Below are 24,210 nucleotides of genomic sequence, written 5' to 3'. Positions count from 1 at the left end.
GCGTCAGACCGGGCAACCGATGTGCACCTGCTGACGCCTTCGCGGGCAAGCCCGCTCCCACAGGGACGGAGCAACCTTCCGAATCCTGTGACCGAGCCTGATTCCATGATGAACACCGCATTCCGCAAGCACCTGCCAGGCACCGACCTGGACTACTTCGATGCCCGCGCGGCAGTCGAGGCTATCAAGCCCGGCGCCTACGACGGGTTGCCCTACACCTCGCGCGTGCTCGCCGAAAACCTGGTGCGCCGCTGCGACCCCGCCACCCTCGACGCCTCGCTCAGCCAACTGATCGAGCGCAAGCGCGACCTCGACTTCCCGTGGTTCCCAGCGCGCGTGGTGTGCCACGACATCCTCGGCCAAACCGCCCTGGTCGACCTGGCCGGCCTGCGTGACGCTATTGCCGACAAGGGCGGCGACCCGGCCCAGGTCAACCCGGTGGTGCCGGTGCAGTTGATCGTCGACCACTCCCTGGCGGTCGAGTGCGGTGGTTTCGACCCGCAGGCGTTCGAGAAAAACCGTGCCATCGAAGACCGCCGTAACGAAGACCGTTTCCACTTCATCAACTGGACCAAGAAGGCGTTCAAGAACGTCGACGTGATCCAGCCGGGCAACGGCATCATGCACCAGATCAACCTGGAGAAGATGTCGCCGGTGATCCACAGCGACCGCGGCGTGGCCTACCCGGACACCTGCGTTGGCACCGACAGCCACACCCCGCATGTCGACGCCCTGGGCGTGATCGCCATTGGTGTCGGCGGCCTGGAAGCCGAGAACGTGATGCTTGGCCGTGCCTCGTGGATGCGCCTGCCGGAAATCGTCGGCGTCGAGCTGACCGGCAAGCTGGCGCCGAACATCACCGCCACCGACCTGGTGCTGGCCCTGACCGAGTTCCTGCGTAAACAGAAAGTCGTCGGCGCCTACCTGGAGTTCCATGGCGAGGGTGCCCGTGCCCTGACCCTGGGCGACCGCGCGACCATCTCCAACATGGCCCCTGAATACGGCGCCACTGCAGCGATGTTCGCCATCGACCAGCAGACCATCGACTACCTCAAGCTGACCGGTCGCGAAGAGCAGCAGGTCAAGCTGGTGGAAACCTACGCCAAGGCCACCGGCCTGTGGGCCGACAGCCTGGCCGGCGCCGTCTACGAGCGTACCCTGAGCTTCGACCTGTCGAGCGTGGTGCGCAACATGGCCGGCCCGTCCAACCCGCATGCCCGCGTGGCCACCAGCGACCTGGCGGCCAAGGGCATCGCCGGGGCCTGGGAAGATGTCCCGGGGCAAATGCCGGACGGCGCGGTCATCATCGCCGCCATCACCAGCTGCACCAACACCAGCAACCCACGCAACGTGATCGCAGCGGGCCTTTTGGCACGCAATGCCAACAAACTGGGCCTGGCGCGCAAACCCTGGGTCAAATCTTCGCTGGCGCCAGGCTCAAAGGCTGTGCAGCTGTACCTGGAGGAAGCAGGGCTTGAGAAAGAGCTGGAGCACCTGGGCTTTGGCATCGTCGCTTTCGCCTGCACCACCTGCAACGGCATGTCCGGTGCGTTGGACCCGGTGATCCAGCAAGAGATCGTCGAGCGTGACCTGTATGCCACTGCGGTGTTGTCGGGTAACCGCAACTTCGACGGGCGCATCCACCCTTACGCCAAGCAGGCGTTCCTGGCCTCGCCGCCGCTGGTGGTGGCCTACGCCATCGCCGGGACTATCCGGTTCGACATCGAGAAGGACGTGCTGGGCGTGGTCGACGGCAAGGAAATCCGCCTCAAGGATATCTGGCCGAGCGATGAAGAAATCGACGCCGTGGTGCGTGCCTCGGTCAAGCCTGAGCAGTTCCGCAAGGTCTACATCCCGATGTTTGCCATCGAGGAAGACCGTGGGCCGAAGGTGGCGCCGCTGTACGCGTGGCGCCCGATGAGCACCTATATCCGCCGTCCGCCGTACTGGGAAGGTGCCTTGGCCGGTGAGCGCACCCTGCGTGGCATGCGCCCGCTGGCGGTGCTGCCGGACAACATCACCACCGATCACCTGTCACCGTCCAACGCCATCATGATGGACAGCGCGGCGGGTGAGTACTTGGCGAAAATGGGCCTGCCGGAGGAGGACTTCAACTCCTACGCCACCCACCGTGGCGACCACCTGACCGCCCAGCGCGCCACGTTCGCCAACCCCAAGCTGTTCAACGAAATGGTGCGTAAGGACGACGGCAGCGTGAAGCAGGGCTCGTTGGCGCGCATCGAGCCGGAAGGCAAGGTGACCCGCATGTGGGAAGCGATCGAGACCTACATGGAGCGCAAGCAGCCGCTGATCATCGTCGCCGGTGCCGACTATGGCCAGGGCTCGTCCCGTGACTGGGCGGCCAAGGGGGTGCGCCTGGCGGGTGTCGAGGCGATCGTGGCCGAAGGCTTTGAGCGCATTCACCGCACCAACCTGGTGGGCATGGGCGTGCTGCCGCTGGAGTTCAAGCCGGGTACGGACCGCAACACCCTGGGTCTGGATGGCAGTGAGACCTATGATGTGCTCGGTGAGCGCAAGCCGCGTGCAACGCTGACGCTGGTGGTTACCCGCCGCAATGGCGAGCGGGTCGAGGTGCCGGTGACCTGCCGCCTGGATACCGCCGAGGAAGTGTCGATCTACGAGGCGGGCGGGGTGCTGCAGCGCTTTGCCCAAGACTTCCTCGAAGCTTCTGCTTGAGTGTTTGGGGCTGCTTTGCAGCCCATCGCCGGCAAGCCGGCTCCTACAGGGATAGCGCTGTATTCGAAGCCTGCGCCGTAGCTGTAGGCGCTGGCTTACCGGCGATGGGCCGCGCAGCGGACCTAAGGGTTATTGCATTTTCAGACAGGACAGCACAGCAATGGCACACGCACCACAAATCAAGATCCCCGCCACCTACATCCGTGGCGGTACCAGCAAAGGCGTATTCTTCCGCCTGGACGACCTCCCCGAGCAGGCGCAGATCCCAGGCCCAGCCCGCGATGCGCTGCTGTTGCGGGTCATCGGCAGCCCCGACCCCTACGGCAAGCAGATCGATGGCATGGGCGGCGCCACCTCGAGCACCAGTAAAACGGTGATCCTCTCGCGCAGCATCAAGCCCGAACACGACGTCGACTATCTGTTTGGCCAGGTCAGCATCGACAAGGCCTTCGTCGACTGGAGCGGTAACTGCGGCAACCTGTCTGCCGCAGTCGGTTCGTTTGCCATCAGCAGCGGCCTGGTCGACCCGGCGCGGGTGCCGCGTGACGGCATCGCGACCGTGCGCATCTGGCAGGCCAATATCGGCAAGACCATCATCGCCCACGTGCCGATCACCGAAGGTGAAGTGCAGGAAACCGGGGATTTCGAACTCGATGGCGTGACCTTCCCGGCGGCCGAGGTTCAGCTGGAGTTCCTGGACCCAGCTGCCGACGAAGAGGGCGCAGGTGGGTCGATGTTCCCAACCGGCAACCTGGTAGATGACCTGGAAGTGCCAGGGGTGGGCACGTTCAAGGCAACCCTGATCAATGCGGGTATCCCGACCATCTTCGTCAATGCCAGCGATATCGGCTACACCGGCGCCGAGCTGCAAGACGCGATCAACGGTGACCCGCAAGCGCTGCTGCGCTTCGAGACAATCCGTGCCTATGGCGCCGTGCGCATGGGGCTGATCGAGCATGTCGACCAGGCGGCCGGGCGTCAGCACACGCCGAAAGTGGCCTTCGTCGCGCCACCGAGCACCTACACTGCGTCCAGTGGCAAGGTGGTTGCGGCGGCTGACATCGACCTGCTGGTGCGTGCGTTGTCCATGGGCAAGCTGCACCACGCGATGATGGGCACTGCTGCGGTCGCCATCGGTACCGCTGCCGCCATCCCAGGCACGCTGGTCAACCTCGCCGCCGGCGGGCGCGAGCGCAGTGCCGTACGGTTCGGTCACCCTTCCGGCACCCTGCGGGTTGGCGCCGAAGCGCGTCAGGTGAAGGGCGAATGGACGGTGACCAAGGCAATCATGAGCCGCAGTGCTCGCGTGCTGATGGAAGGCTGGGTGAGGGTGCCTGGCGATAGCTTCTGACGCACCACTGGCGCTCGGCGTTCGATGACTGGGGCCGCTTAGCGGCCCATCGCCGGCAAGCCGGCTCCCACTCCGAACCTGTGGGAGCCGGCTTGCCGGCGATGGGCTGCCAGGCAGCCCCACAATCACAGGAGCTGCAAATGAGCGCCAACGTGGACCTTAACCAGCGCCCGGACTACGACCGGGTGCTGCAAACCCTCGCCGACTACGTCCTCACCTACCGGGTCGAATCCCCAGAGGCACTGGACACCGCGCGCAACTGCCTGATGGACACCCTGGGCTGCGGCCTGCTGGCCCTGCGCTTCCCCGAATGCACCAAACACCTCGGCCCGTTGGTGGAAGGCACGGTGGTGCCGAATGGCGCCCGCGTGCCCGGCACCGCCTACCGCCTCGATCCGGTCAAAGCCGCCTGGGACATCGGCTGCATCGTGCGCTGGCTGGACTACAACGACACCTGGCTGGCCGCCGAGTGGGCGCACCCTTCAGACAACCTCGGTGGCATTCTGGCCGTGGCCGATCACCTGTCGCAAAAACACGTAGCAAAGGGTGAAAGCCCACTGCTGATGCGCGAAGTGCTCGAAGCCATGGTCATGGCGCACGAGATCCAGGGCGTGTTGGCGCTGGAGAATTCGTTCAATCGCGTGGGCCTGGACCACGTGATCCTGGTCAAGGTGGCCTCCACGGCCGTGTGCGCCAAGCTGATGGGGGCCAGCCGCGAGCAACTGCTGTCGGCGTTGTCGCATGCCTTTGTCGATGGCCAGGCGCTGCGCACCTACCGCCATGCACCCAACGCAGGCTCGCGCAAGTCCTGGGCTGCTGGCGATGCGTCCAGTCGGGGTGTGCGCCTGGCCGATATCGCGCTGCGTGGCGAGATGGGGGTGCCTGGCGTGCTCACGGCGCCGCAATGGGGCTTCTATGATGTGTCATTCAGTCATACCAACAAGGACCTGGCGCTCAAACCCTCTGCCCAGCAAGAGTTGCGCCTGCCGCAGCCCTTGGCCAGCTATGTGATGGAGAACGTGCTGTTCAAAGTCAGTTTCCCGGCCGAGTTCCACGCCCAGACGGCCTGTGAAGCCGCCGTGCTGCTGCACCCGCAGGTGCGCAATCGCCTGCATGAGGTGGACCGTATTGTCATTACCACGCAGGAGTCGGCAATTCGCATCATCTCCAAGGTCGGCCCACTGGCCAATGCCGCTGACCGTGATCACTGCCTGCAGTACATGGTGGCGGTGCCGCTGATTTTTGGCCATCTGGTGGCCGAGCATTACGAGGATGTCTTCCACGCTGCCCACCCGAGTATCGACCGCTTGCGCGACAAGATGGAGGTGGTCGAGGACCCACGCTTCACCCGTGAATACTTGGAGGCTGACAAGCGCTCGATCGCCAACGGCTTGCAGGTGTTTTTCAAGGATGGCAACAGCACCGAGCAGGTGGTGGTGGAGTACCCGGTCGGTCACAGGCGTCGGCGCGGGGAGGGCATACCGTTGCTGGAGGCGAAGTTCAGGGAGAACCTGGCGACGCGGTTTGCGCGGCAGCGGTGTGAGGCGATTTTCGAGATGTGCGAGGATCAGCAAAAGCTGGAGTCGACTGCGGTGCACAGGTTTGTGGATTTGTTCGTGATGTGAGGTTGTCAGTGCGCCCCGCGAAGAGGCCCAAGAGGGCAATAAAAAAACCCCAGCATTTCTGCTGGGGTTTTTTTACAGCGTACTGCTACTTACGCTTGAACAACCGGGATCTTGGCGTTGGCCGCAGCCTCGCGGAACTCGGCGATCTGGTCGAAGCTCAGGTAGCGGTAGACGTCGGCAGCCATGCTGTCGATGTCCTGCGCGTACTGCATGTACTCTTCGACAGTCGGCAGTTTGCCGATGATCGAAGCGACAGCAGCCAGCTCGGCCGATGCCAGGTACACGTTGGTGGCGTCGCCCAGACGGTTCGGGAAGTTACGGGTCGAGGTGGAGACCACGGTCGAACCGGTCTGCACACGTGCCTGGTTACCCATGCACAGCGAGCAGCCTGGCATTTCCATGCGCGCACCGGCCTTGCCGTAGATGCCGTAGTAGCCTTCTTCGGTCAGCTGGTGAGCGTCCATCTTGGTTGGCGGGGCCAGCCACAGACGGGTCGGAATGCCACCCTTGACCTTCTCCAGCAGCTTGCCGGCTGCGCGGAAGTGGCCGATGTTGGTCATGCACGAACCGATGAACACTTCGTCGATCTTCTCGCCCTGTACCGAAGACAGCAGGCGGGCATCGTCCGGGTCGTTCGGCGCGCAGAGCACAGGCTCTTTGACGTCGGCCAGGTCGATTTCGATGATTTCGGCGTATTCGGCATCGGCGTCGGCCGACAGCAGCTCAGGCTTGGCCAGCCAGGCTTCCATGGCCTGGGCGCGACGCTCCAGGGTGCGGGCATCGCCGTAGCCTTCGCCGATCATCCAGCGCAGCAGGGTGATGTTGGAAGTCAGGTACTCGGCGATGGCCTTTTCTGGCAGCTTGATGGTGCAACCGGCAGCCGAACGTTCAGCCGAGGCGTCGGACAGTTCGAACGCTTGCTCGACGGTCAGTTCGTCCAGGCCTTCGATTTCCAGGATGCGGCCGGAGAAGGCGTTTTTCTTGCCCTTCTTCTCGACGGTCAGCAGGCCCTTCTGGATGGCGTAGTAAGGGATGGCGTGAACCAGGTCACGCAGGGTGATGCCAGGTTGCAGCTTGCCCTTGAAACGCACCAGGATCGACTCTGGCATGTCCAGCGGCATGACGCCGGTGGCGGCAGCGAAGGCCACCAGGCCGGAACCGGCCGGGAACGAGATGCCGATCGGGAAGCGGGTGTGCGAGTCGCCACCGGTGCCGACGGTGTCAGGCATCAGCATGCGGTTCAGCCAGCTGTGGATGATGCCGTCGCCTGGGCGCAGCGACACGCCGCCACGGGTGCGGATGAAGTCTGGCAGGGTGTGGTGGGTGGTGACGTCGATCGGCTTCGGATAGGCCGCAGTGTGGCAGAACGACTGCATGACCAGGTCAGCGGAGAAGCCCAGGCACGCCAGGTCTTTCAGCTCGTCGCGGGTCATCGGGCCAGTGGTGTCCTGGGAACCGACGGTGGTCATCTTCGGCTCGCAGTAGGCACCTGGGCGCACGCCCTGGCCTTCTGGCAGGCCGCACGCACGGCCGACCATCTTCTGCGCCAGGGTGAAGCCCTTGGTCGAAGCGGCAGGCTGCTCCGGTTTCTTGAACAGGTCGACAGGGCCCAGGCCCAGCTCGGCGCGGGCTTTATCGGTCAGGCCACGGCCAACGATCAGCGGGATACGACCACCTGCGCGGACTTCGTCCAGCAGCACTTCGGTTTTCAGCTCGAAGTTGGTGACCAGTTCGTCGCTGCCGTGACGGCGCACTTCACCTTTGAACGGGTAGACGTCGATGACGTCGCCCATGGCCAGGTTGGTGCAGTCGAACTCGATTGGCAGGGCGCCGGCGTCTTCCATGGTGTTGTAGAAGATCGGGGCGATCTTGGTGCCGAAGCAGAAGCCACCGGCGCGCTTGTTCGGCACGTACGGAATGTCGTCACCGAAGAACCACAGCACCGAGTTGGTGGCGGATTTACGCGACGAACCGGTACCGACCACGTCACCCACGTAGGCAACTGGGAAGCCTTTGGCCTTGACCGCTTCGATCTGGGCCAGAGGGCCGACCGAACCTGGCTGCTGTGGCTCGATGCCGTCACGGGCCATTTTCAGCATGGCCAGGGCGTGCAGCGGGATGTCAGGGCGCGACCAGGCGTCCGGGGCAGGGGACAGGTCGTCGGTGTTGGTTTCGCCAGGCACCTTGAACACGGTCAGGGTGTACTTGTCGGCGATGGCCGGACGCGAGGTGAACCACTCGCCGGCAGCCCAGGACTCGAGCACGGCCTTGGCGTGGACGTTGCCCGCCTTGGCTTTTTCGGCCACGTCGTGGAAGGCATCGAACATCAGCAGGGTGTGCTTGAGCTTTTCGGCCGCGACGGCGCCCAGTTCGGCGTCATCCAGCAGCGCGACCAGCGTTTCGATGTTGTAGCCGCCCTGCATGGTGCCCAACAGCTCGGTCGCGAGCTTGCGGTCGACCAGCGGGGATTTTGCTTCGCCCTTGGCCACGGCGGACAGGAAAGCAGCCTTGACGTAGGCAGCTTCGTCTACCCCTGGCGGTACACGGTTGGTGAGCAGGTCTACGAGGAAGGCTTCTTCGCCGGCCGGCGGGTTTTTCAGCAGCTCGACCAGGCCTGCAGTTTGTTCGGCGTTCAGCGGCTGGGGCACGATACCCAGGGCGGCACGCTCTTCGATGTGTTTGCGGTAGGCTTCAAGCACAGTTATTACCCTCATCAGTGGTCCCTAAAGGGAGTCCGGGACGCTCATCCAGCATTCCCTGCACCCATGCGCAATGACGGCTTCTTGGGCCGCCCAGCCAGGGTCGCAGAGAATCCTTACAGAAGCTGCTTTCAAAGTTTTACGCCTGCAGAACGGGGAGCTGATGAGGGCTGGCACGGGCATGCGAGGGTGCATGGCCCGGGCCAACGCCGTTCTACCGGATTAACTGTGCTCGTGACGCTTTGAAAACAGCTTCCAACGGACATTGTTGCCTTGAAAAGGCCGGGTGATTCTACGGCAAAAAAAGCCTGAAGGTAAGGCGGCGAAGATGACTTTAACGAGTGACCCTGGTTAGACAAAGGGCTAACATGGGCCCGTGTTCCACCGCCAAGCCGTTGTTTTTCATGTCCAACAAGTCCATCAAGACCCCTTGCGTCGGCCTGTGCTCCACGGTGTACGGAGACACGGTATGCCGTGGCTGCAAGCGTTTTCACCACGAAGTGATCAACTGGAACGGCTACGACGACGCGCAGAAGCGCGCCGTGTGGCTGCGTCTGGAGCAGTTGCTGGTGCAGGTGATGATGGCCAAGCTGGAAGTCTTCGACAAAAGCCTGCTGCGCCTGCAGCTGGAGCAGCGCTCCATCCGCTTTGTGGACCAACAGTCGGAATATTGCTGGGCCTACCAGTTGATCGCCCGTGGGGCCCGGATGATCCGTGATCTGGAGGCTTACGGCATGGTATTGCTGCCGGAGTTTCGAGGCTGGGAGTTGCCGCAGTTGCGCGACGCCATCGACCGCGAGTTCTTTCTGCTGTCCGAGGCGCATTACCAGCGCTATATCGCCCCGAGCTTCTTGCGCGATGCCCTGGAGAATGGGCAGGGCTGAAATTTCACTGGCCTCTTCGCGGGGCAAGCCCGCTCCCACACGTGCCCCGCAAATTCTGAATAGTGTGGGGCACTTGTGGGAGCGGGCTTGCCCCGCGAAGAGGCCGGAAAACTTCTCGGCTCAGTCGCCGGTATATTCGCACCCGCTGGTGCAGGTTTCGTGAATGCGCACCTTCGACAGCTCTGGCAGCAACGGCTTGACCTGCTCCCAGATCCACTTGGCGATCACTTCGCTGGTGGGGTTTTCAAGGCCTGGAATGTCATTCAGGTAATTGTGGTCCAGCTGTTCGTAGATCGGCTTGAAGATCGCCTTGATCTCGGAAAAATCACGAATCCACCCGGTGTGCGGGTCAAGCGGGCCGGTCAGGTGCAGGCCGACCTTGAACGAGTGACCGTGCAGGCGACCACACTTGTGCCCGGCTGGGACGTGCGGCAGGCGGTGGGCCGATTCGAATGTAAATTCCTTAAAGATTTCCACGCTGTCAGAACTCTGTATGAATCAAGAATGCGCGCAGTTTATCATGGCGCCAGCTGTTTTCAGGTTGAATTAAGGACCGCTGGGTAATCTTAACCCCGTAGACAACTTGAACATCTCTCAGGAGAGAAGACACGATGAAAACCTTGACTGCCCTGTTCACCGCCGCCGCCCTTACCCTGGGCGCCAATGCCGTTTTCGCCAAGGACGTTCAGCCTGACGAAGTGGTCAAACTGGTCAGCGCCAAGACCATCAAGTCGCTGGATGAGCTGAAAGCCACCGCCATGGCCAAGCACCCAGGCGCCGAGGTCACAGACTCGGAACTTGAAGACGAATACGGCCGCTACATCTACAAGGTCGAGCTGCGCGACGCACAGAACGTCGAGTGGGACGTCGACCTGGATGCCAAGACCGGTGAAGTACTCAAGGACGCACGAGACAACTGATGATCCACTTACCGCGGCCAGCGCGATACCTCGCGCTTTCGCTGCTGGCTGTCTGCTCCCTGGCGGCTGCCCGTGACCTGGATCAGGACGAGGCCCTGGCGTTGCGCCAGAAGGGCGTCATCCTGCCGCTCGAGCAGCTGCTGGAAACCGCCCTGGGGCGTCACCCCGGGGCGCGTTTGTTGGAGGCCGAGCTGGAAGAAGACGACGATCGCTACGAATACGAAGTCGAGTTGCTGACTGCCGAAGGTGTGGTCCGCGAAATCAAGCTAGACGCCAGTACCGGTGCCCTGCTCAAAGACGAGGAAGACGACTGAATGCGCCTGTTGCTTGTCGAGGACAATGTCCCGCTGGCCGATGAACTGATCGCCGGCCTGCAGCGCCAGGGCTACGCCGTGGACTGGCTGGCCGATGGCCGCGATGCGGTGTACCAGGGCCAGAGCGAACCCTACGACCTGATTATCCTGGACCTCGGCTTGCCAGGCTTGCCGGGGCTCGACGTGCTCGCCCAGTGGCGTGCCGCTGGCCTGGCCACGCCAGTGCTGGTGCTGACCGCCCGCGGCTCCTGGGCCGAGCGCATCGAAGGCCTCAAGGCCGGTGCCGACGACTACCTGAGCAAACCCTTCCACCCCGAAGAGTTGCAGTTGCGCATCCAGGCGTTACTGCGCCGTGCCCGTGGCCTGGCCAACCAGCCCACCTTGGAAGCCGCCGGCCTGCACCTGGATGAAAGCCGGCAGTGCGTGAGCCGTGACGGTGTCGATATCCAGCTGACCGCTGCCGAGTTTCGGCTGCTGCGTTATTTCATGCTGCACCCGCAGCAGATCCTGTCCAAGAGCCACCTGGCCGAGCACCTTTACGATGGCGAGACGGAGCGCGATTCCAATGTCCTTGAAGTGCACGTCAACCACCTGCGCCGCAAGTTGGGCCGCAGTGTGATCGAGACGCGCCGCGGGCAAGGCTATATCTACGCCGGGAGCGTTGCGTGAAGTCGATTCAGGCGCGGTTGAGCCTGGGTTTGGTGGCCGTGCTGGTGGTGGTGGGTGTGGTGCTGGCGCAACTCACCCTGTGGCTGTTCGAGGCGGGCCTGCAGCGCTACCTGGAAAACGGCTTGCGCAAGGAAAGCGAGAACCTGCTGGTGGCCCTGGTGCGGGGGCCTTCAGGTTTGCAGTTGGATGAGCGGCGCATTTCTGCGGCCTATCAGCGGCCGTTTTCCGGGTATTACTTTCGCATCGATTTTGACCAAGGCACCTGGCGCTCGCGTTCGCTGTGGGACCTGGACATGCCCAAGCCCGCCGCCCCTGGGCTTTCCGATAGCCACGAGCTGGGCCCAGAGGGGCAGCAATTGCTGGCGCTGCGTGCTGACTATCGCCGCCTAGGCCAGGACATCTCGATCAGCGTGGCGCAGGATTACTCACCGGTGCGTGAAGGCTTCCGGCGCATGCAGCAGATCGGCCTGGGCATGGGGCTGGTGGCGTTGATACTGGTGCTGGTGCTCCAGCGCGTCACGGTTAAGCGCTCATTGCGCCCGCTGGAGCGTGCCCGCCAGCAGATCGCCCAGCTGCAACAAGGGCAGCGCTCGCAACTGGATGCCGAAGTGCCTGTCGAGCTGGCGCCGCTGGTAGGGCAGATCAACCACTTGCTGAGCCACACCGAAGACAGCTTGCGGCGCTCGCGCAATGCACTGGGCAACCTTGGCCATGCGCTGAAGACGCCGTTGGCGGTCTTGCTGAGCCTGGCGTCCAGCGCGCGTTTGGAGGGCCTGCCCGACGTGCGCGAGCAAATGCGCGCGCAGCTTGAGCACATTCAGCAGCGCCTGGCACGCGAACTCAACCGCGCTCGCCTGGCGGGTGACGCCTTGCCCGGTGCCCAGTTCGACTGCGATGCCGAATTGCCGGGGCTGTTGGGCACCTTGGGCATGATCCACGGCGAAGGCCTGTTGCTTGAGCGGGACGTACCGCCGGGTCTGCTGTTGCCGTGGGACCGCGAGGACGTTCTGGAGTTGTTGGGCAACCTGCTGGACAACGCTTGCAAATGGGCAGACTGCGAAGTGCGCCTGGGCATTGCACCGAGCGATGCGGGTTATCGGCTTTGGGTCGATGATGATGGCCCCGGCATTCCTGAAAGCCAGCGCCTGCAGGTGTTGGAGCGGGGCTCGCGGCTGGATGAGCAGGTCGATGGGCATGGCCTGGGGCTGGGCATCGTGCGCGATATCGTCGAGGCCTGGGGCGGGCAGCTGGCGCTGCAGGAAAGCCCTCTCGGCGGATTGCGGGTGAGCATCGACTTGCCGCGCAGGGCTAGATAATGCCGGGGCCGCTTCGCGGGCCTGTGAGCAGATCACCACTGCAAAAAAAATTGCAGTACAGGCGCATTTTTTTGAATTGGCCCTCGCCAATCCCACCCGGCACAATCCCCGCACGAAACTTCCCAGTTTCCATCTCTCCACGGACGGAGCCCCTTGCGCTATTGCTCTGGCAATACAGGGCCCAGGCCAGCGCGGCTGGGCTTTCTTTTTAACCAGAAAAACTACGATTTCGATTATTCACATGCCTGCCTCGCGTTCCGAAAGTCGTCTGCAGCGGCTGTTGCCCGCACCCCTGAATATCCCCCCCAAAGAATGGCTGCGCGCTGGTATCGGCGCCTTGCTTGGCTTGTTCTTGGCCGGCTGGCTGACCAGCATGGCCTATGGCCCTGGCATCGCTTTGCACCTTCTGGGCCCTTTGGCCGCCTCGGCAGTGTTGGTATTTGCCGTGCATTCCGGGCCTTTGGCCCAGCCCTGGCCCGTGCTGGGCAGTTACGCCCTGGCGGGCGCCATCGGCCTGGCCATGCGCCAGGGTTTCGGGCCCGAGCTTTGGGTGGCGGCTGCTGCCCTGGCGCTCTCGGTACTGGTGATGTGCCTGTTGCGCTGCCTGCACCCGCCGGGCGGCGGTGTGGCGGTCAGTGCGGTGCTGGCCGACCCCGGCCTGGCCGGCCTGGGGGATCACCTGCTGGAGCCGGTGCTGCTCAATGCGCTGATTCTGGTGGCAGTGGCGGTGGTCTACAACCGCCTGACTGGCGTGCGCTACCCCAAAGGCACGGCCCCACGCAAAGAGCTGCATCACACCCACGACCCACTGCCCAGCGAGCGTGTCGGGGTCAGCGGCGCCGACCTGGACCAGGCCCTTGAAGACCTGGGCGAGTTCGTCGACGTCACCCGGGACGAACTGGAGCGCATCATCCTCGCCACTGAACAGCATGCCTTGCAGCGCAGCCTGGGCGGTATCACAGCAGCCTCCGTGATGTCGCGCGATGTGCAGTTCGCGTCACCGGACACCACCCTGGAGCAGGCATGGAAGCTGCTGGCCAGCCACCACCTGAAAACCCTGCCGGTGCTGCAGCACGGCAAGCTGGTCGGCATCGTCAGCTTAAGTGACCTGGTAGGGCCGGCCATGCAACGCGGGCGGTTCCGCTGGCGTGGCCTGTTCGGGCGCAAGGCAGTGCGCATGGAGCAGGTGATGAGCCGGCGGGTGGTCAGTGTCAGCAGCCAGCACCCGCTGGAACGCCTGCTGCCCTTGTTGTGCGAGCAAGGGCTGCACTGCCTGCCGGTGATCGACAATGGCCAGCTGGTCGGTGTGGTCACCCAGACTGACCTGATCGCCGGCCTTAAGCGGCAATTGCTGAGCGCCGCCGGCAGTGCCTCAGATAACCGGGTCCCAGCGCTGTGACCAATCGCTGGCGCCGGCAGCCACCAGCTGGCGGAGTATCGCGAAGGCCTGTTGCAGCGCTTCGCTGTCGCGCTTGCGCGGGTATACCAGAAACGTCGGGTAGGTGAACTCTGGCGCCTGCGGCACGCGCTCGAACACGCCGCTGTCCAGGTAAGCCTGCACCACGCGGGTACGGAAGTAGCCACTGCCGCCCTGGTCGAGGATGAACTGCAGGGCCAGCGGCCCGAGGTTGAAACTCAGTGCCGGGCGCGCGCAGTCGGGCAGGGCGGCGTCGTGCTGGCGGCGGAACGCCTCGCCCCAGTCGATATAGATGTACGGGTCAGGCTGATCGACCCGGCGCACGCGGATCAGCTTCTCTTCCATCAATTGCTCGACTTGCAGGCCTGGCCCGTAGGTCGGCTGATAGACCAGCGCGGCGTCCAGCAGGCCCATTTCGACCTTGCGCAGCAGCGATTCACCGTCGCTCACTTCGCTGCGGATGGCATGGCTGGGCAGTTCGCGGTGCAGCGCACTGACCCAGTCGAGCATCATCGGGTTGCCCAGGCTCACTTCGCCGCCCACATGCAGCACTTGCTGGCAACCTTCGGGCAGCGGCAGGTCACGGCGCGCCGCTTCCCAGGTCTGCACCAGCTGGTTGGCATAGCTGACGAAGGCCTCACCATCGCTGGTCAGGCTGGCGCCGTTGCGGCTGCGCACGAACAACTGGCAGCCCAGTTGCTGCTCAAGGCGCTGGACCCGCGCCGTGATCGCCGTTTGTGACACGAACAGGCGTTCGGCGGCGGCGACCAGGCTGCCGCAGCGCACGATTTCCAGAAAGGTACGGGCCTGATCGATGTCCATGGGCTGCTCGGTGGCTAAAAGGGGCGGCCTATTCTAGAGGCTTTGCACCGTTATGGGGCGTATTCGTGTTGTCTGCAAATTTGCAGGTCGGTTGTGACTTTAGTCCCATGGCGCGCCCGGCGTGGCGGTCCATACTCAAGTTTCGCCCTTCAATAACAACAAGTACCGGGTTCCCTTCGACATGAGCTATCAGCACAGCTACGCCCATTCCATCGCCGACCCTGCCGCTTTCTGGGCCGAGCAAGCCGCGCACCTGGCCTGGCACCGCACGCCTTCCCTGACCCTGCAGGAAAACCCAGACGGCACCCACCGCTGGTTTGCCGACGGCCGCCTGAACAGCTGCCACCTGGCACTCGACCATCAGATCGAACAAGGCCGTGGCGAGCAGTTGGCGCTGATCTACGACTCGCCGGTGACCGGTACTCAACAGACGTATACCTACCGCCAGCTACGCGACGAGGTGGCACGCCTGGCCGGTTTGCTGCGCCAGTTGGGGGTCGGCAAGGGCGATGGGGTGATCATCTACATGCCCATGGTGCCGCAGGCGGCCATGGCCATGCTGGCGTGCGCGCGGATTGGTGCAGTGCATTCGGTGGTATTCGGCGGTTTTGCCGCCAACGAGCTGGCCTTGCGCATCGATGATGCCCGCCCCACGTTGCTGCTGACGGCGTCCTGTGGCCTGGAGTTCGACCGGGTAATCGAATACAAGCCGCTGGTCGATCGTGCCCTGCAGTTGGCCCGTCACCAGCCGCGCAACGTGCTGGTCCTGCAACGCCCCCAGGCCACCGCCCAATTGCAGCCGGGCCGCGACCTGGACTGGCAGCAGGCGTTGGCAACGGCCGAGCCGGTGGCCCCTGTCGAGCTGGACGCCGGTGACCCGCTGTACATCATGTACACCTCCGGCACCACCGGAAAGCCCAAGGGCATCGTGCGTGAAAACGGCGGCAACGCGGTTGCGCTGTGCTATGCCATGCGCCACATCTACGGCATGCAGGCGGGCGATGTGTGGTGGGGTATTTCTGACGTGGGTTGGGTGGTGGGCCATTCGCTGATCGTCTATGGGCCGTTGATGAGCGGCTGCACCACGGTGTTCTACGAAGGCAAGCCGATCCGCACCCCGGACGCCTCCGCCTACTGGCGCGTGGTCGAGCAATACAAGGTCAACGCGTTGTTCTGTGCGCCGACCGCCATGCGCGCCATCCGCAAGGAAGACCCGGACGGTGAGCGGATCAAAGGGCACGACCTGAGCTCGCTGCGCCAGTTGTTCCTGGCCGGGGAAAAACTCGATTCAAGCACCCACGAATGGCTGGAGCGGGTCACTGGCAAACCTGTGCACGACCATTGGTGGCAAACCGAGACCGGCTGGCCGGTCACCGCGCCCTGCGTTGGGCTGGAGGGCAGCGCGGCGCGTGCAGGGTCCAGCAACCGCGCAGTGCCGGGTTACCACGTGCGTGTGCTGGACGATGACGGCCATGTGTTGGGGCCGAACCACCAGGGGTCGATCGTGATCGCGCTGCCGTTGCCGCCTGGGTGCAGCCAGACGCTGTGGGGCGATCACGAGCGCTACCTGCAAGCGTACCTGCGCACTTACCCGGGCTACTACCACACGGGCGATGGCGGCTACCTGGACGATGACGGCTTCGTCTACATCATGGGGCGCACGGACGACGTGATCAACGTCTCTGGGCATCGCCTGTCCACCGGTGAAATGGAGGACCTGGTGGCGCGTCACCCGGCCGTGGCCGAGTGCGCGGTGATCGGCGTGCATGACGCTATCAAGGGTCAGGTGCCGCTGGCGCTGGTGGTGCTGAAAGATGGCGAGGGCATTGCCGAATCGCAGTTGCTGGTGGACCTGGTCGGCAGTGTGCGCGAAGAAATCGGTGCGCTGGCGTGTTTCAACCGGGTGCGGTTGGTCAAGCGGCTGCCCAAGACCCGGTCGGGGAAAATTTTGCGGGCGGTGCTGCGCAAGATTGCCGATGGGCAGGACTATGTGCCGCCGTCGACCTTGGATGATCCGGCGGTGCTAGGGGAGATCGAGGCGGTGTTGGCGGACCTGCCACGAGCCGGTTGATTCGGTGGTATTGATGGCCCATTCGCGGGGCAAGCCCGCTCCCACTGGAAGCCCTCGGCTTTCAGGTTCGGTGACATGCCGGCGGGAGCGGGATTGCCCCGCAAATGCGCCAGTTCAGCCAACAAAGTACTCAGGCCCCACCTGATGCAACTGCCCCAAGCGGCTGCGGGTGCGCATCAGGTCGGCAATCGCTCCGCCCAGGCTTTCATCCAGCGGCCGCCGCCCGATCACTGTCACCTGCTTGTCCTGGTCATACAGCACATCCACCAGGTTGACGAACCGCTGCTGTGCTGCCAGCGAACATTCCGACAGGTCGTCCAGCCCATCGATCACCCACGCATCGTACTGCGCCGCCAGTGCCAGGTAATCGATCACCGCGGTGGGCTGTTCGCACAGGTCGTCGAAGGCGAACATCACCTGCCGGTCGTTATTGGCCAGCACGCGCAGGCTGCGTTTATTGATGTCCAATGTGGCCGGCTGCGCGTCCGGTACGTTCACCGCCTGGCGTTGCTCGGCAGTGCCGGGCCACACATAGTGCCCCTGGGTAAAACGCTGATGCTCGCGGTTGGCCGGCAGGCTGCGAAAGTCGGTGTCGCCACCGACTTCCAGCACCCGCATGCGCCCGTTGATCATGCGGATCACCGGCAGGAAGCGTTCGTGGTACAGCGGATTGGGCAGCAGGCCTTCAGGTGCGTAGTTCGACGTCACCAACAGGAAAACCCCACGCTCGAACAGCGCGGTGAACAGCCGAGTGAGCAGCATGGCATCGCCGATGTCATGCACATGGAACTCGTCAAAGCACAACACCCGGCACTGGCCAATCAGCTCGTCCAAGGTAGCGCCCAGTGCATCGTCCAGCGCGCGGTGGCGGTGCATGCCCTGGTGCAGGCGGGCAAAAAAATCATGGAAGTGCAGGCGTCGTTTGGCCTCTACCGGCACAGCCTGGAAAAACCCGTCGAGCAGCCAGCTTTTGCCGCGGCCGACCGAGCCGTGCAGGTACAGGCTGCACGGTTGCCCGTGTTCCAGCTGCGCCAGTTGCTCGGCCATGCTGTGGATGACCCGGCGTTGGCCGTCACTGAGCTGGTAGCCACGGCTGCACGCCTTGTCTTCGAACCAGGCCAGCAGTTCGCTTTCAGGGGCAGTGTTAGCGCGCAGGCGCTGGCCGAGCTGACGCAACGGGGTAGGGATCCAGGCAGGCAAATCGATAGCTCCTTGGTCGATGGCGGTGCAGGGCGCAGCTTGCGCGACGGTCGCCATTTTGACCAATAGAGAAAGCAGTGGGCAATGATCGCCTGACGAGATAGGTCGAGCGCCCGCTTAGGCTTTGCGCTCCAGCTGGCGCTCGATCATGTACTTCACCGTCAACCGGCGCTCCTTGAGGTGGCGCAGGTCTTCGTCGACGAAGTTGCCGGCCGAGATCGATTCGGCGGCCAGCACCTGGTTGTCGATGTCCATGTACTCGTCCAGCAGGCGGTCGAGGGCTTTGTCTTGCTGGCGACGTTGCTGGACGATTTCCCGCGGGTAGTGCAGGTCTTGGTAAAGGTCGTGTGAGACAGGCATGGATACCTCCTTGGTCAATGAATGCGCCTATCTGATTGGAAAGGCGAAATGCGATTGTGTTGAAGCCATGCAGGCGGAAAGCGACGGATGGTTGCCAGGATGGGGTATTGGCAGAGGGAAGGGACTAACTTGCTGTTTTAAAGCATTTTTTTTACATCAGGGGGTTCACAGGCCGAAAGAATGTTGTTAAAGTGCCGCGCATTCCAAGACAACAACCCAGTTGTCACTCAGTTGGAATTGTCAGAGCAGCGTTTGCTGCATCTCGATACAGGGGCGTCGCCAAGCGGTAAGGCAGCAGGTTTTGATCCTGCCATGCGTTGGTTCGAATCCAGCCGCCCCTGCCATTTTCTGATTCAACTCAATATTTCTTCCCGGTGCTTAGCCAGATAAGCGCTGGGTTTTGTCGTTTCTGTTCTTAAGTACTGCCATGCCCGCCAACTGTAGGAGCAGCCTTGTGCTGCGAAGAGGCCAGTGACCGTCAGGGAATGTCCGCTGCGGCTGCCGGCCTCTTCGCAGCACAAGGCTGCTCCTACAGGTAGCGTAGATACGGCAGGTACAGTTGGCATGCGTACAGCACGTCCGGTTAGCGTGCATACAACAGGTGCTGTAAAGCTACGCCGAGACCCGCAGCAATTCACTCAGCACCCGCGCCAGTTCATCGGCCTGCACCGGTTTTTGAATCACCAGGCTACCGGGCAGTTCCAACCCTTCCAGTTCCGCATACCCCGTCAGAAACACCACCGGTAAACGCGGGTGTCGCTCGCGCGCCGCCAAGGCCAATTGCGCGCCATTGAATTCGGGCATGGCGAAATCGGTCAGCAACAGGTCGATGCCGTCGTCGAGCAATGCCAATGCCTGTTCGCCGCTGTGTGCCTGGCGCACCTGATAGCCGTACTGGCGTAGCACATCGCCGAGCATGTCGCGTACCAGGTGGTCGTCATCCACCAGCAAGACAGTGTGGTTTTGGCCACTGTCACCGATCGGCTGGGAAACCTCTGGCACCACGGGCTCGCTCTGCGCTTCACCCTTGACCGCCGGCAGGTACACCGCCACTTGGGTGCCGCGCCCGGGCACGGTGTCAATGCGCACGCCGCCACCCGACTGCTTGGCGAAGCCAAACACCTGGGCCAGGCCAAGCCCCGAACCCTTGCCGATGTCCTTGGTGGTGAAAAACGGCTCGAACACTTTCGCCAGCACATCTTCGCTCATGCCGCAGCCGGTATCGCGGATGCTCAGCATCACGTACTCGCCAGGGTCCGGGTCTTCCGGGCGCTGGGGGCGGGCCTCGATGTGGGTGTTGCGGGTGTAGAGGGTCAGTTGGCCGCCGTCGGGCATGGCGTCGCGGGCATTGATCGCCAGGTTGAGGATGATCATCTCGGTCTGGGTCGGGTCGGTCAGTGCCTGCCACAGCTGCGGATCCAGGTCCAGGCGCACCGACACGTTACCGCCCAGGGTGCGGCGCAGCAGTTCCTCAAGGCCGGCCAGTGTCCGGTTCAGGTTCAGCGGCACGGGCTCCAGGCGCTGGCGCCGGGAGAAGGCCAGCAACTGCGAGGTCAGCTTGGCACCGCGTTCGCCTGCTTCACGGATGTGTGTGAGGCGGGTACGTGCTTTGTCCAGGTCGGCCTTGTTGAGGTCCCGTTCAAGGAAGCTGGCACCGGTGAGGATCACCGTCAGCAGGTTGTTGAAGTCGTGCGCCACACCCGCGGTCAACTGGCCGACCGCTTCCAGGCGCTGCATCTGTTGCAGCGCAGCCTCGATACGCTCGCGTTCGGTGATTTGTTCACGCAGGCGGGTGTTGGCCTCGGCCAGCCCCAGGGCGGACTCGCGCTCGCTGGTGATGTCGCGGGCCACCACGTACAGCAGGGTGTCTTCGGGTACCACCACCCAAGACAGCCAGCGTTGCTGGCCGCCGGCATGCAGGATGCGGCCGACAAAGCGCGCGCTGGTGCGGCCGTGGGCGAGGGCGGCCAGCTCCGTGAGGAAAAGCTCCTGATCGGACTCGGGCAGCAGGTGCAACAGTGACGTTTGGCTCAGGCGTTCGCGCGAAAGGCCCAGGCTGGCTTCCCAGGCTGGGTTGAGGGCGACCGGAGTGAGGTCTTTGTTCAGCACCGCCAACAAGTCTTGCGACAGCTCCCAGGCGCGGTCGCGTTCACGGGTACGGCGCTCGACCCGTTCGCCAAGCATCTCGTTCAATTGCTTGAGGGCGAGGGTGGCCTGGCGTTGGGTGTGAATGTCCTGCAGCACGCCAGAAAAGCGCACGCACTGGTCATCGACGAACTGGCTCTGGCCGCTGCTGAGCAGCCAGCGGGGTTCCAGGCCGTGGGGTTGCGCGATGCGGAACTCGACCCGGTAGTGGCCGCCGCTCTCGGGGCGCATGGCATGCTCCACGGCGTCGCGGACCATGGCCAGGTCTTCGGGGTAGATGCCGGCGAAGAACACGTCCAGGGTCATTTCGGTACTGGTGGGCAGCCCGAACAAGGTCTTGCAGCGGTCGTCCCACAGCAACAGGCCTTCCTGTGGGCGCAGGTCCCAGGTGCCCATGCCGGCGGCGTCGATGGCGATGCGGGCGCGCGCCTCGACATCCGCCAGCGCTTCTTCGGCGCGGCGCCGACGCTGGCGTTCCTGCACTTCGGTCAACGCCCGGCGCACGGCCTTTGGCAGCAGCGGCAGGTTTTTTTTCAGTACATAGTCGGTGGCACCCAGGCGGATCATCTCCACCGCGTGCTCTTCGCCGTAGATGCCGGAGAGGAAGATGAACGGGGTGTCTGGCGCCAGGCGCTGGGCGATGGCCAGCACGTCGGTACCGGACGAGCCGGGCAGCACACAGTCGCAAAGGATCAGGTCGTAGTGGCTCTCACGCAGGGCGTGTTCGACGCCGACATGATCGAAAACCAACTGCGACTGAACGTGCAGCCCGCTGCGCTCCAGGCGCAGCAGGGTCAGCTCGGCGTCCATCGAGCTGTCTTCGACCATCAAGAGTTTCAGCGGCGTTGGCAGCATCTTCGCGTTGGCCTCAGTTGCTGCCGCGGCGGTTTAGGCGCAGCGAGCCGGGTGGCGGTTCGTTGAGCACGGCCCAGAACACCCCGAGGTCGGAGATGGCGGCGACGAATTCCTTGAATTCCACGGGCTTGACCACGTAGGCATTGACCCCCAGTTCGTAGGCGCGCAACAGGTCGGGCTCCTCCCGCGACGACGTTAGCATCACGGTCGGGATGCTGCGCAGGTCAGGGGTGGTGCGAACTTCCTTGAGCACTTCCAGGCCATCGACTTTGGGCAGTTTCAGGTCCAGCAGCAGCACGGCGGGGTTGCCACCGTCGCGTTCGGCATAGGCATTGCGGCGCAACAGGTAGTCGAGCGCATCGGCGCCGTCACGCAGCACGATGACTTCGTTGGCCAACTGGCTGCGCTCCAGCGCCAGCAGCGTCAGCTCCAGGTCCCGGGGGTTGTCTTCTACCAGCAGGATAGGTTTGAGCATGATGGTACAGGGGCCTCATGTAGTCGCGGCGGGGCGCGGGAGGGTGAAATGGAAACTGGCGCCCTGGTCGATCTGGCCTTCGGCCCAGACACGGCCGTCATGGCGCTCAATGATGCGGCGTACGCTTGCCAGGCCTATCCCGGTGCCTTCGAAGTCTTCCATGCGGTGCAGGCGCTGGAACACGCCGAACAGCTTGTTGGCGTAGGCCATGTCGAAGCCTACGCCGTTATCGCGGATGCACACCTCGACCTCGTCTGGGTGCTCCTGGGCGCGGATCTCGATGCGCGCAGGGTCGCGACCGCGGGTGTATTTGATGGCGTTGCCAATCAGGTTTTGCAGCGCCAGGTTGATGAACGCCGGGTCAGCGATCACCTTGGGCAGGGGGGCGATGTCCCAGACAATTTCGCGGCCCTGGTAGTCCGGTGCCAGCTCGGCGCGTATGGCGTCGACCAAGGCATTGAGGTCGACATCCGACAGGCGCAGGGCCGAGCGGCCCATTTGCGAGAAATTCAGTAGGTTGTCTACCAGGCTGCCAGCGAATTGCGCGGCTTCGCCAATGTGCTGCAGAAAACGCCGGCCACGCTCGCTAAGGCCCTGGCCTTCGATTTCGCCGAGCAACTCGGTGTACCCCGCAATGTGCCGCAAGGGCGCACGCAGGTCGTGGGACACGCTGTAGGAAAAGGCTTCGAGTTCTTTGTTCGAGCGGCGCAGTTCGCCGGCCAGTTGTGCCAGCTCTTCGGCCTTGCGCAGGACGATGCCCAGCACGGCAGTGCGCAGCTCCACCACGCCTTCGACGATCAACGGGTCCCAGGCTTGGCAAAAGCCGCGTACTTCTTCCTGCCAGCGTTCAAAGCTGTGGCGTGGGTCAAGCTGGCCTTGCGGCCCGACCTGTTTGCTTGGCTGCCCGGCCCAGTTGACCGTGCGCACCTGCTCGGGGCGGAACCACAGCAGGTAGTGCGAGTGGATTTGAGAGATGGCCACTGCCAGCACACCGCCGACATGGTCTGCCAGTTCAGGCAGCTCGTCGATGTCGCGGCGTACGTTGTCGCTGTGGAAGACCGTGTCTTCACCGCGCTGGGCCAACCAGTGCACCAGCGCCGTGACTTGCGCCTGCGGTGGCGTCTTGCCGATCAGGTCGCAACGGTCGGCGGATATCACTGCGGCGCCGCTGGCACCGGCAAACTCCAGCAGCACATCGGGCAGGTCGCGCAGGCCCTCACTGACGCTGTCGTGATCGGCCATCGACGAGATCATCCGCACGATGTGCTGGCGCAGGTCGAGCAGGGTACGCGTGCTGGCGTGGGATTCACGCGACTCGATCTGCAGCGACAACACGCTGGCCAGCAGCTCACAGGCGGTACGGGTACGCAGGTCCACCGGGCGTGGCTGGTCATGGTGGCAGGACACCAGCCCCCACAGTTGCCCGTCGACCACGATCGACAGCGACATCGAGGCCAGGGTGCCCATGTTGCGCATGTATTGCAGGTGCACCGGCGACACGCTGCGCAGCGCGGCGAAACTCATGTCCAGCGCCTTGCCGGTGCGCGGGTTGGCGGCGGGTACCAGTTTGGAGGGCTGGTAGTTGGCGTCTTCGATCACGCGGATGCGGTTGACCCGATACAGTTCGCGCGCCTGGCGCGGGATGTCCGAGGCGGGGAAGCACAGGCCCAGGTAGCTGGGGTAGCCGGGGTCGGCCACCTCGGCCAGCACCTGGCCGTTGCCTTCGCTGTCGAACCGGTACGCCTTGACCCGGCCGAACCCGGTGATGCGCTTGAGCTGTTCCACCGACTGCTGCAGCAGGTCTTCAAGGCTGGCGGCCATGTGCAGGTTGCCGACGAAGCTGCGCACCAGTGGGTAGTAATCACCTTGCTCAGCCAGGTCGGCCGGCAAGCGCACGGGCTCGAACTCGACGATCAGCACCTGGTCGTGACGGTGGGCCAGCACGCGCAGCTTGTCGCGCCAGGGCGCACCTGGGCGCAGGCACACGTCGCCGATATGAAATGGAAAGGCCTCGTCGTCGGGCAGGCGTGCAAGGTGCGCGCGCATATCGAAGCCGTCACCGACCAGCTCGGCCAAGGCGCAGCCCAGCAGCTCCCTGGCGGGCAGGCCTAGCCAGTGCTCGGCGTTTTCGCTGGCCTGGAGGATGTGCAGGTCGGCCTCGTCCAGCACCAGCAGAAACCCGTGGGGCTGGATGCTGCCCGGCACCTGGATCGGCTCCTGGGCACAGCGCTCTACGGCCTCGGCGAGGGGGTTGTCTGCAGTTATCAATGAAAACGCTCCTGTCATGCCCGCCCATGCAGCGGTCACGTGTCTGGTGCAGGACGATGGTTGACATGCACCGTACCAGAATGTCGGCTGATTTGCCGGCTCATGGCCATTGGAGGCACTGT

Annotated in this window: 18 protein-coding genes and 1 tRNA gene; 11 read left to right on the top strand and 8 right to left on the bottom strand. The window is 63.7% G+C overall.

The window, feature by feature from the left end; genetic code table 11:
• The first annotated feature begins 108 nt into the window (after window positions 1-108).
• The 3 genes from acnD (at window position 109) to prpD (ending at window position 5,673) form a co-directional block, all read left to right on the top strand.
• On the top strand, window positions 109-2,697 hold the full coding sequence (acnD, locus tag QOS90_RS16135) for a Fe/S-dependent 2-methylisocitrate dehydratase AcnD (protein WP_085273352.1): 2,589 nt from the start codon (window positions 109-111) through the stop codon (window positions 2,695-2,697).
• Window positions 2,698-2,857: 160 nt separating this feature from the next.
• Window positions 2,858-4,048, top strand: coding sequence for a 2-methylaconitate cis-trans isomerase PrpF (prpF, locus tag QOS90_RS16130; protein WP_027593918.1), 1,191 nt, complete (start codon window positions 2,858-2,860; stop codon window positions 4,046-4,048).
• Between the two features lie 140 nt (window positions 4,049-4,188).
• Window positions 4,189-5,673 carry a 2-methylcitrate dehydratase gene (gene prpD / locus QOS90_RS16125; RefSeq protein ID WP_027593917.1) on the top strand — a complete coding sequence of 495 codons (1,485 nt, stop codon included), beginning with the start codon at window positions 4,189-4,191 and terminating at the stop codon, window positions 5,671-5,673.
• Between the two features lie 89 nt (window positions 5,674-5,762).
• Here prpD and acnB read toward each other — a convergent pair whose 3' ends face one another.
• The gene (gene acnB, locus QOS90_RS16120; protein WP_027593916.1) at window positions 5,763-8,372 is read right to left on the bottom strand and encodes a bifunctional aconitate hydratase 2/2-methylisocitrate dehydratase; all 2,610 of its coding nucleotides are present in this window, start codon (window positions 8,370-8,372) and stop codon (window positions 5,763-5,765) included.
• A 404-nt stretch (window positions 8,373-8,776) separates the two neighbouring features.
• Between acnB and QOS90_RS16115 the strand changes: the two genes are divergently transcribed.
• Window positions 8,777-9,256 carry a DUF1289 domain-containing protein gene (locus QOS90_RS16115; protein ID WP_177323889.1) on the top strand — a complete coding sequence of 160 codons (480 nt, stop codon included), beginning with the start codon at window positions 8,777-8,779 and terminating at the stop codon, window positions 9,254-9,256.
• A 120-nt stretch (window positions 9,257-9,376) separates the two neighbouring features.
• On the opposite strand, the gene queD is transcribed toward QOS90_RS16115, so the two are convergent.
• On the bottom strand, window positions 9,377-9,733 hold the full coding sequence (gene queD / locus QOS90_RS16110; RefSeq protein ID WP_033699061.1) for a 6-carboxytetrahydropterin synthase QueD: 357 nt from the start codon (window positions 9,731-9,733) through the stop codon (window positions 9,377-9,379).
• A gap of 134 nt (window positions 9,734-9,867) precedes the next feature.
• On the opposite strand from queD, the gene QOS90_RS16105 reads away from it, so the two are divergent.
• From QOS90_RS16105 to QOS90_RS16085, 5 genes are all read left to right on the top strand, one after another.
• Window positions 9,868-10,176 carry a PepSY domain-containing protein gene (locus QOS90_RS16105; RefSeq protein WP_027593913.1) on the top strand — a complete coding sequence of 103 codons (309 nt, stop codon included), beginning with the start codon at window positions 9,868-9,870 and terminating at the stop codon, window positions 10,174-10,176.
• On the top strand, window positions 10,176-10,490 hold the full coding sequence (locus QOS90_RS16100) for a PepSY domain-containing protein (protein WP_027593912.1): 315 nt from the start codon (window positions 10,176-10,178) through the stop codon (window positions 10,488-10,490). The genes QOS90_RS16105 and QOS90_RS16100 overlap by 1 nt, the downstream gene beginning before the upstream one ends.
• Entirely contained in the window at window positions 10,491-11,159 is a 669-nt protein-coding gene (locus QOS90_RS16095) for a response regulator transcription factor (protein WP_027593911.1), read from the top strand.
• Window positions 11,156-12,475: an ATP-binding protein gene (locus QOS90_RS16090; protein WP_085273234.1), complete on the top strand. Its 1,320-nt coding sequence runs from the start codon at window positions 11,156-11,158 to the stop codon at window positions 12,473-12,475. Before QOS90_RS16095 ends, QOS90_RS16090 begins: the two co-directional genes overlap by 4 nt.
• 241 nt (window positions 12,476-12,716) lie before the next feature.
• On the top strand, window positions 12,717-13,874 hold the full coding sequence (locus QOS90_RS16085; RefSeq protein ID WP_085273235.1) for an HPP family protein: 1,158 nt from the start codon (window positions 12,717-12,719) through the stop codon (window positions 13,872-13,874).
• Here the strand turns inward: QOS90_RS16085 and QOS90_RS16080 are convergent.
• A complete protein-coding gene (locus tag QOS90_RS16080; protein WP_085273236.1) occupies window positions 13,848-14,714 on the bottom strand; it encodes a LysR family transcriptional regulator in 867 nt (288 codons plus the stop codon). The genes QOS90_RS16085 and QOS90_RS16080 overlap by 27 nt on opposite strands.
• Window positions 14,715-14,895: 181 nt before the next feature.
• Here QOS90_RS16080 and QOS90_RS16075 point away from each other — a divergent pair, with 181 nt between their 5' ends.
• Window positions 14,896-16,785: a propionyl-CoA synthetase gene (locus tag QOS90_RS16075; protein ID WP_085273353.1), complete on the top strand. Its 1,890-nt coding sequence runs from the start codon at window positions 14,896-14,898 to the stop codon at window positions 16,783-16,785.
• 114 nt (window positions 16,786-16,899) lie between these two features.
• On the opposite strand, the gene zapE is transcribed toward QOS90_RS16075, so the two are convergent.
• Both zapE and QOS90_RS16065 read right to left on the bottom strand, forming a co-directional pair.
• Window positions 16,900-17,985, bottom strand: a complete 1,086-nt coding sequence (gene zapE / locus QOS90_RS16070) for a cell division protein ZapE (protein WP_085273354.1) — start codon at window positions 17,983-17,985, stop codon at window positions 16,900-16,902.
• A gap of 117 nt (window positions 17,986-18,102) precedes the next feature.
• A complete protein-coding gene (locus QOS90_RS16065) occupies window positions 18,103-18,345 on the bottom strand; it encodes a hypothetical protein (protein ID WP_027593905.1) in 243 nt (80 codons plus the stop codon).
• Window positions 18,346-18,614: 269 nt separating this feature from the next.
• On the opposite strand from QOS90_RS16065, the gene QOS90_RS16060 reads away from it, so the two are divergent.
• A tRNA-Gln gene (locus QOS90_RS16060) sits at window positions 18,615-18,689 on the top strand.
• Between the two features lie 268 nt (window positions 18,690-18,957).
• Here QOS90_RS16060 and QOS90_RS16055 read toward each other — a convergent pair.
• Genes QOS90_RS16055 through QOS90_RS16045 form a run of 3 tightly spaced genes read right to left on the bottom strand, consistent with a single transcriptional unit; the run spans window position 18,958 to window position 24,085 of the window.
• The gene (locus QOS90_RS16055; protein ID WP_085273237.1) at window positions 18,958-21,345 is read right to left on the bottom strand and encodes a PAS domain-containing hybrid sensor histidine kinase/response regulator; all 2,388 of its coding nucleotides are present in this window, start codon (window positions 21,343-21,345) and stop codon (window positions 18,958-18,960) included.
• 13 nt (window positions 21,346-21,358) lie between these two features.
• Window positions 21,359-21,820 (bottom strand): response regulator, encoded by a 462-nt coding sequence (locus QOS90_RS16050; protein ID WP_027593903.1) that lies wholly within the window; start codon window positions 21,818-21,820, stop codon window positions 21,359-21,361.
• Window positions 21,821-21,835: 15 nt separating this feature from the next.
• A complete protein-coding gene (locus QOS90_RS16045; protein ID WP_027593902.1) occupies window positions 21,836-24,085 on the bottom strand; it encodes an ATP-binding protein in 2,250 nt (749 codons plus the stop codon).
• Between the last annotated feature and the right edge of the window lie 125 nt (window positions 24,086-24,210).

Source organism: Pseudomonas sp. LAIL14HWK12:I10, assembly GCF_900184205.1.
Lineage (GTDB): Bacteria > Pseudomonadota > Gammaproteobacteria > Pseudomonadales > Pseudomonadaceae > Aquipseudomonas > Aquipseudomonas kermanshahensis.
This window is presented reverse-complemented; position numbering and strand designations above follow the sequence as displayed.

Coding starts and splice junctions, on each gene's coding strand:
- QOS90_RS16100 (WP_027593912.1), top strand. CDS start 10,176: ATGATCCACTTACCGCGGCCAGCGCGATACCTCGCGCTTTCGCTGCTG.
- QOS90_RS16080 (WP_085273236.1), bottom strand. CDS start 14,714: ATGGACATCGATCAGGCCCGTACCTTTCTGGAAATCGTGCGCTGCGGC.
- QOS90_RS16095 (WP_027593911.1), top strand. CDS start 10,491: ATGCGCCTGTTGCTTGTCGAGGACAATGTCCCGCTGGCCGATGAACTG.
- acnD (WP_085273352.1), top strand. CDS start 109: ATGAACACCGCATTCCGCAAGCACCTGCCAGGCACCGACCTGGACTAC.
- QOS90_RS16115 (WP_177323889.1), top strand. CDS start 8,777: ATGTCCAACAAGTCCATCAAGACCCCTTGCGTCGGCCTGTGCTCCACG.
- QOS90_RS16085 (WP_085273235.1), top strand. CDS start 12,717: ATGCCTGCCTCGCGTTCCGAAAGTCGTCTGCAGCGGCTGTTGCCCGCA.
- QOS90_RS16065 (WP_027593905.1), bottom strand. CDS start 18,345: ATGCCTGTCTCACACGACCTTTACCAAGACCTGCACTACCCGCGGGAA.
- prpD (WP_027593917.1), top strand. CDS start 4,189: ATGAGCGCCAACGTGGACCTTAACCAGCGCCCGGACTACGACCGGGTG.
- QOS90_RS16050 (WP_027593903.1), bottom strand. CDS start 21,820: ATGCTCAAACCTATCCTGCTGGTAGAAGACAACCCCCGGGACCTGGAG.
- prpF (WP_027593918.1), top strand. CDS start 2,858: ATGGCACACGCACCACAAATCAAGATCCCCGCCACCTACATCCGTGGC.
- QOS90_RS16055 (WP_085273237.1), bottom strand. CDS start 21,345: ATGCTGCCAACGCCGCTGAAACTCTTGATGGTCGAAGACAGCTCGATG.
- QOS90_RS16075 (WP_085273353.1), top strand. CDS start 14,896: ATGAGCTATCAGCACAGCTACGCCCATTCCATCGCCGACCCTGCCGCT.
- QOS90_RS16105 (WP_027593913.1), top strand. CDS start 9,868: ATGAAAACCTTGACTGCCCTGTTCACCGCCGCCGCCCTTACCCTGGGC.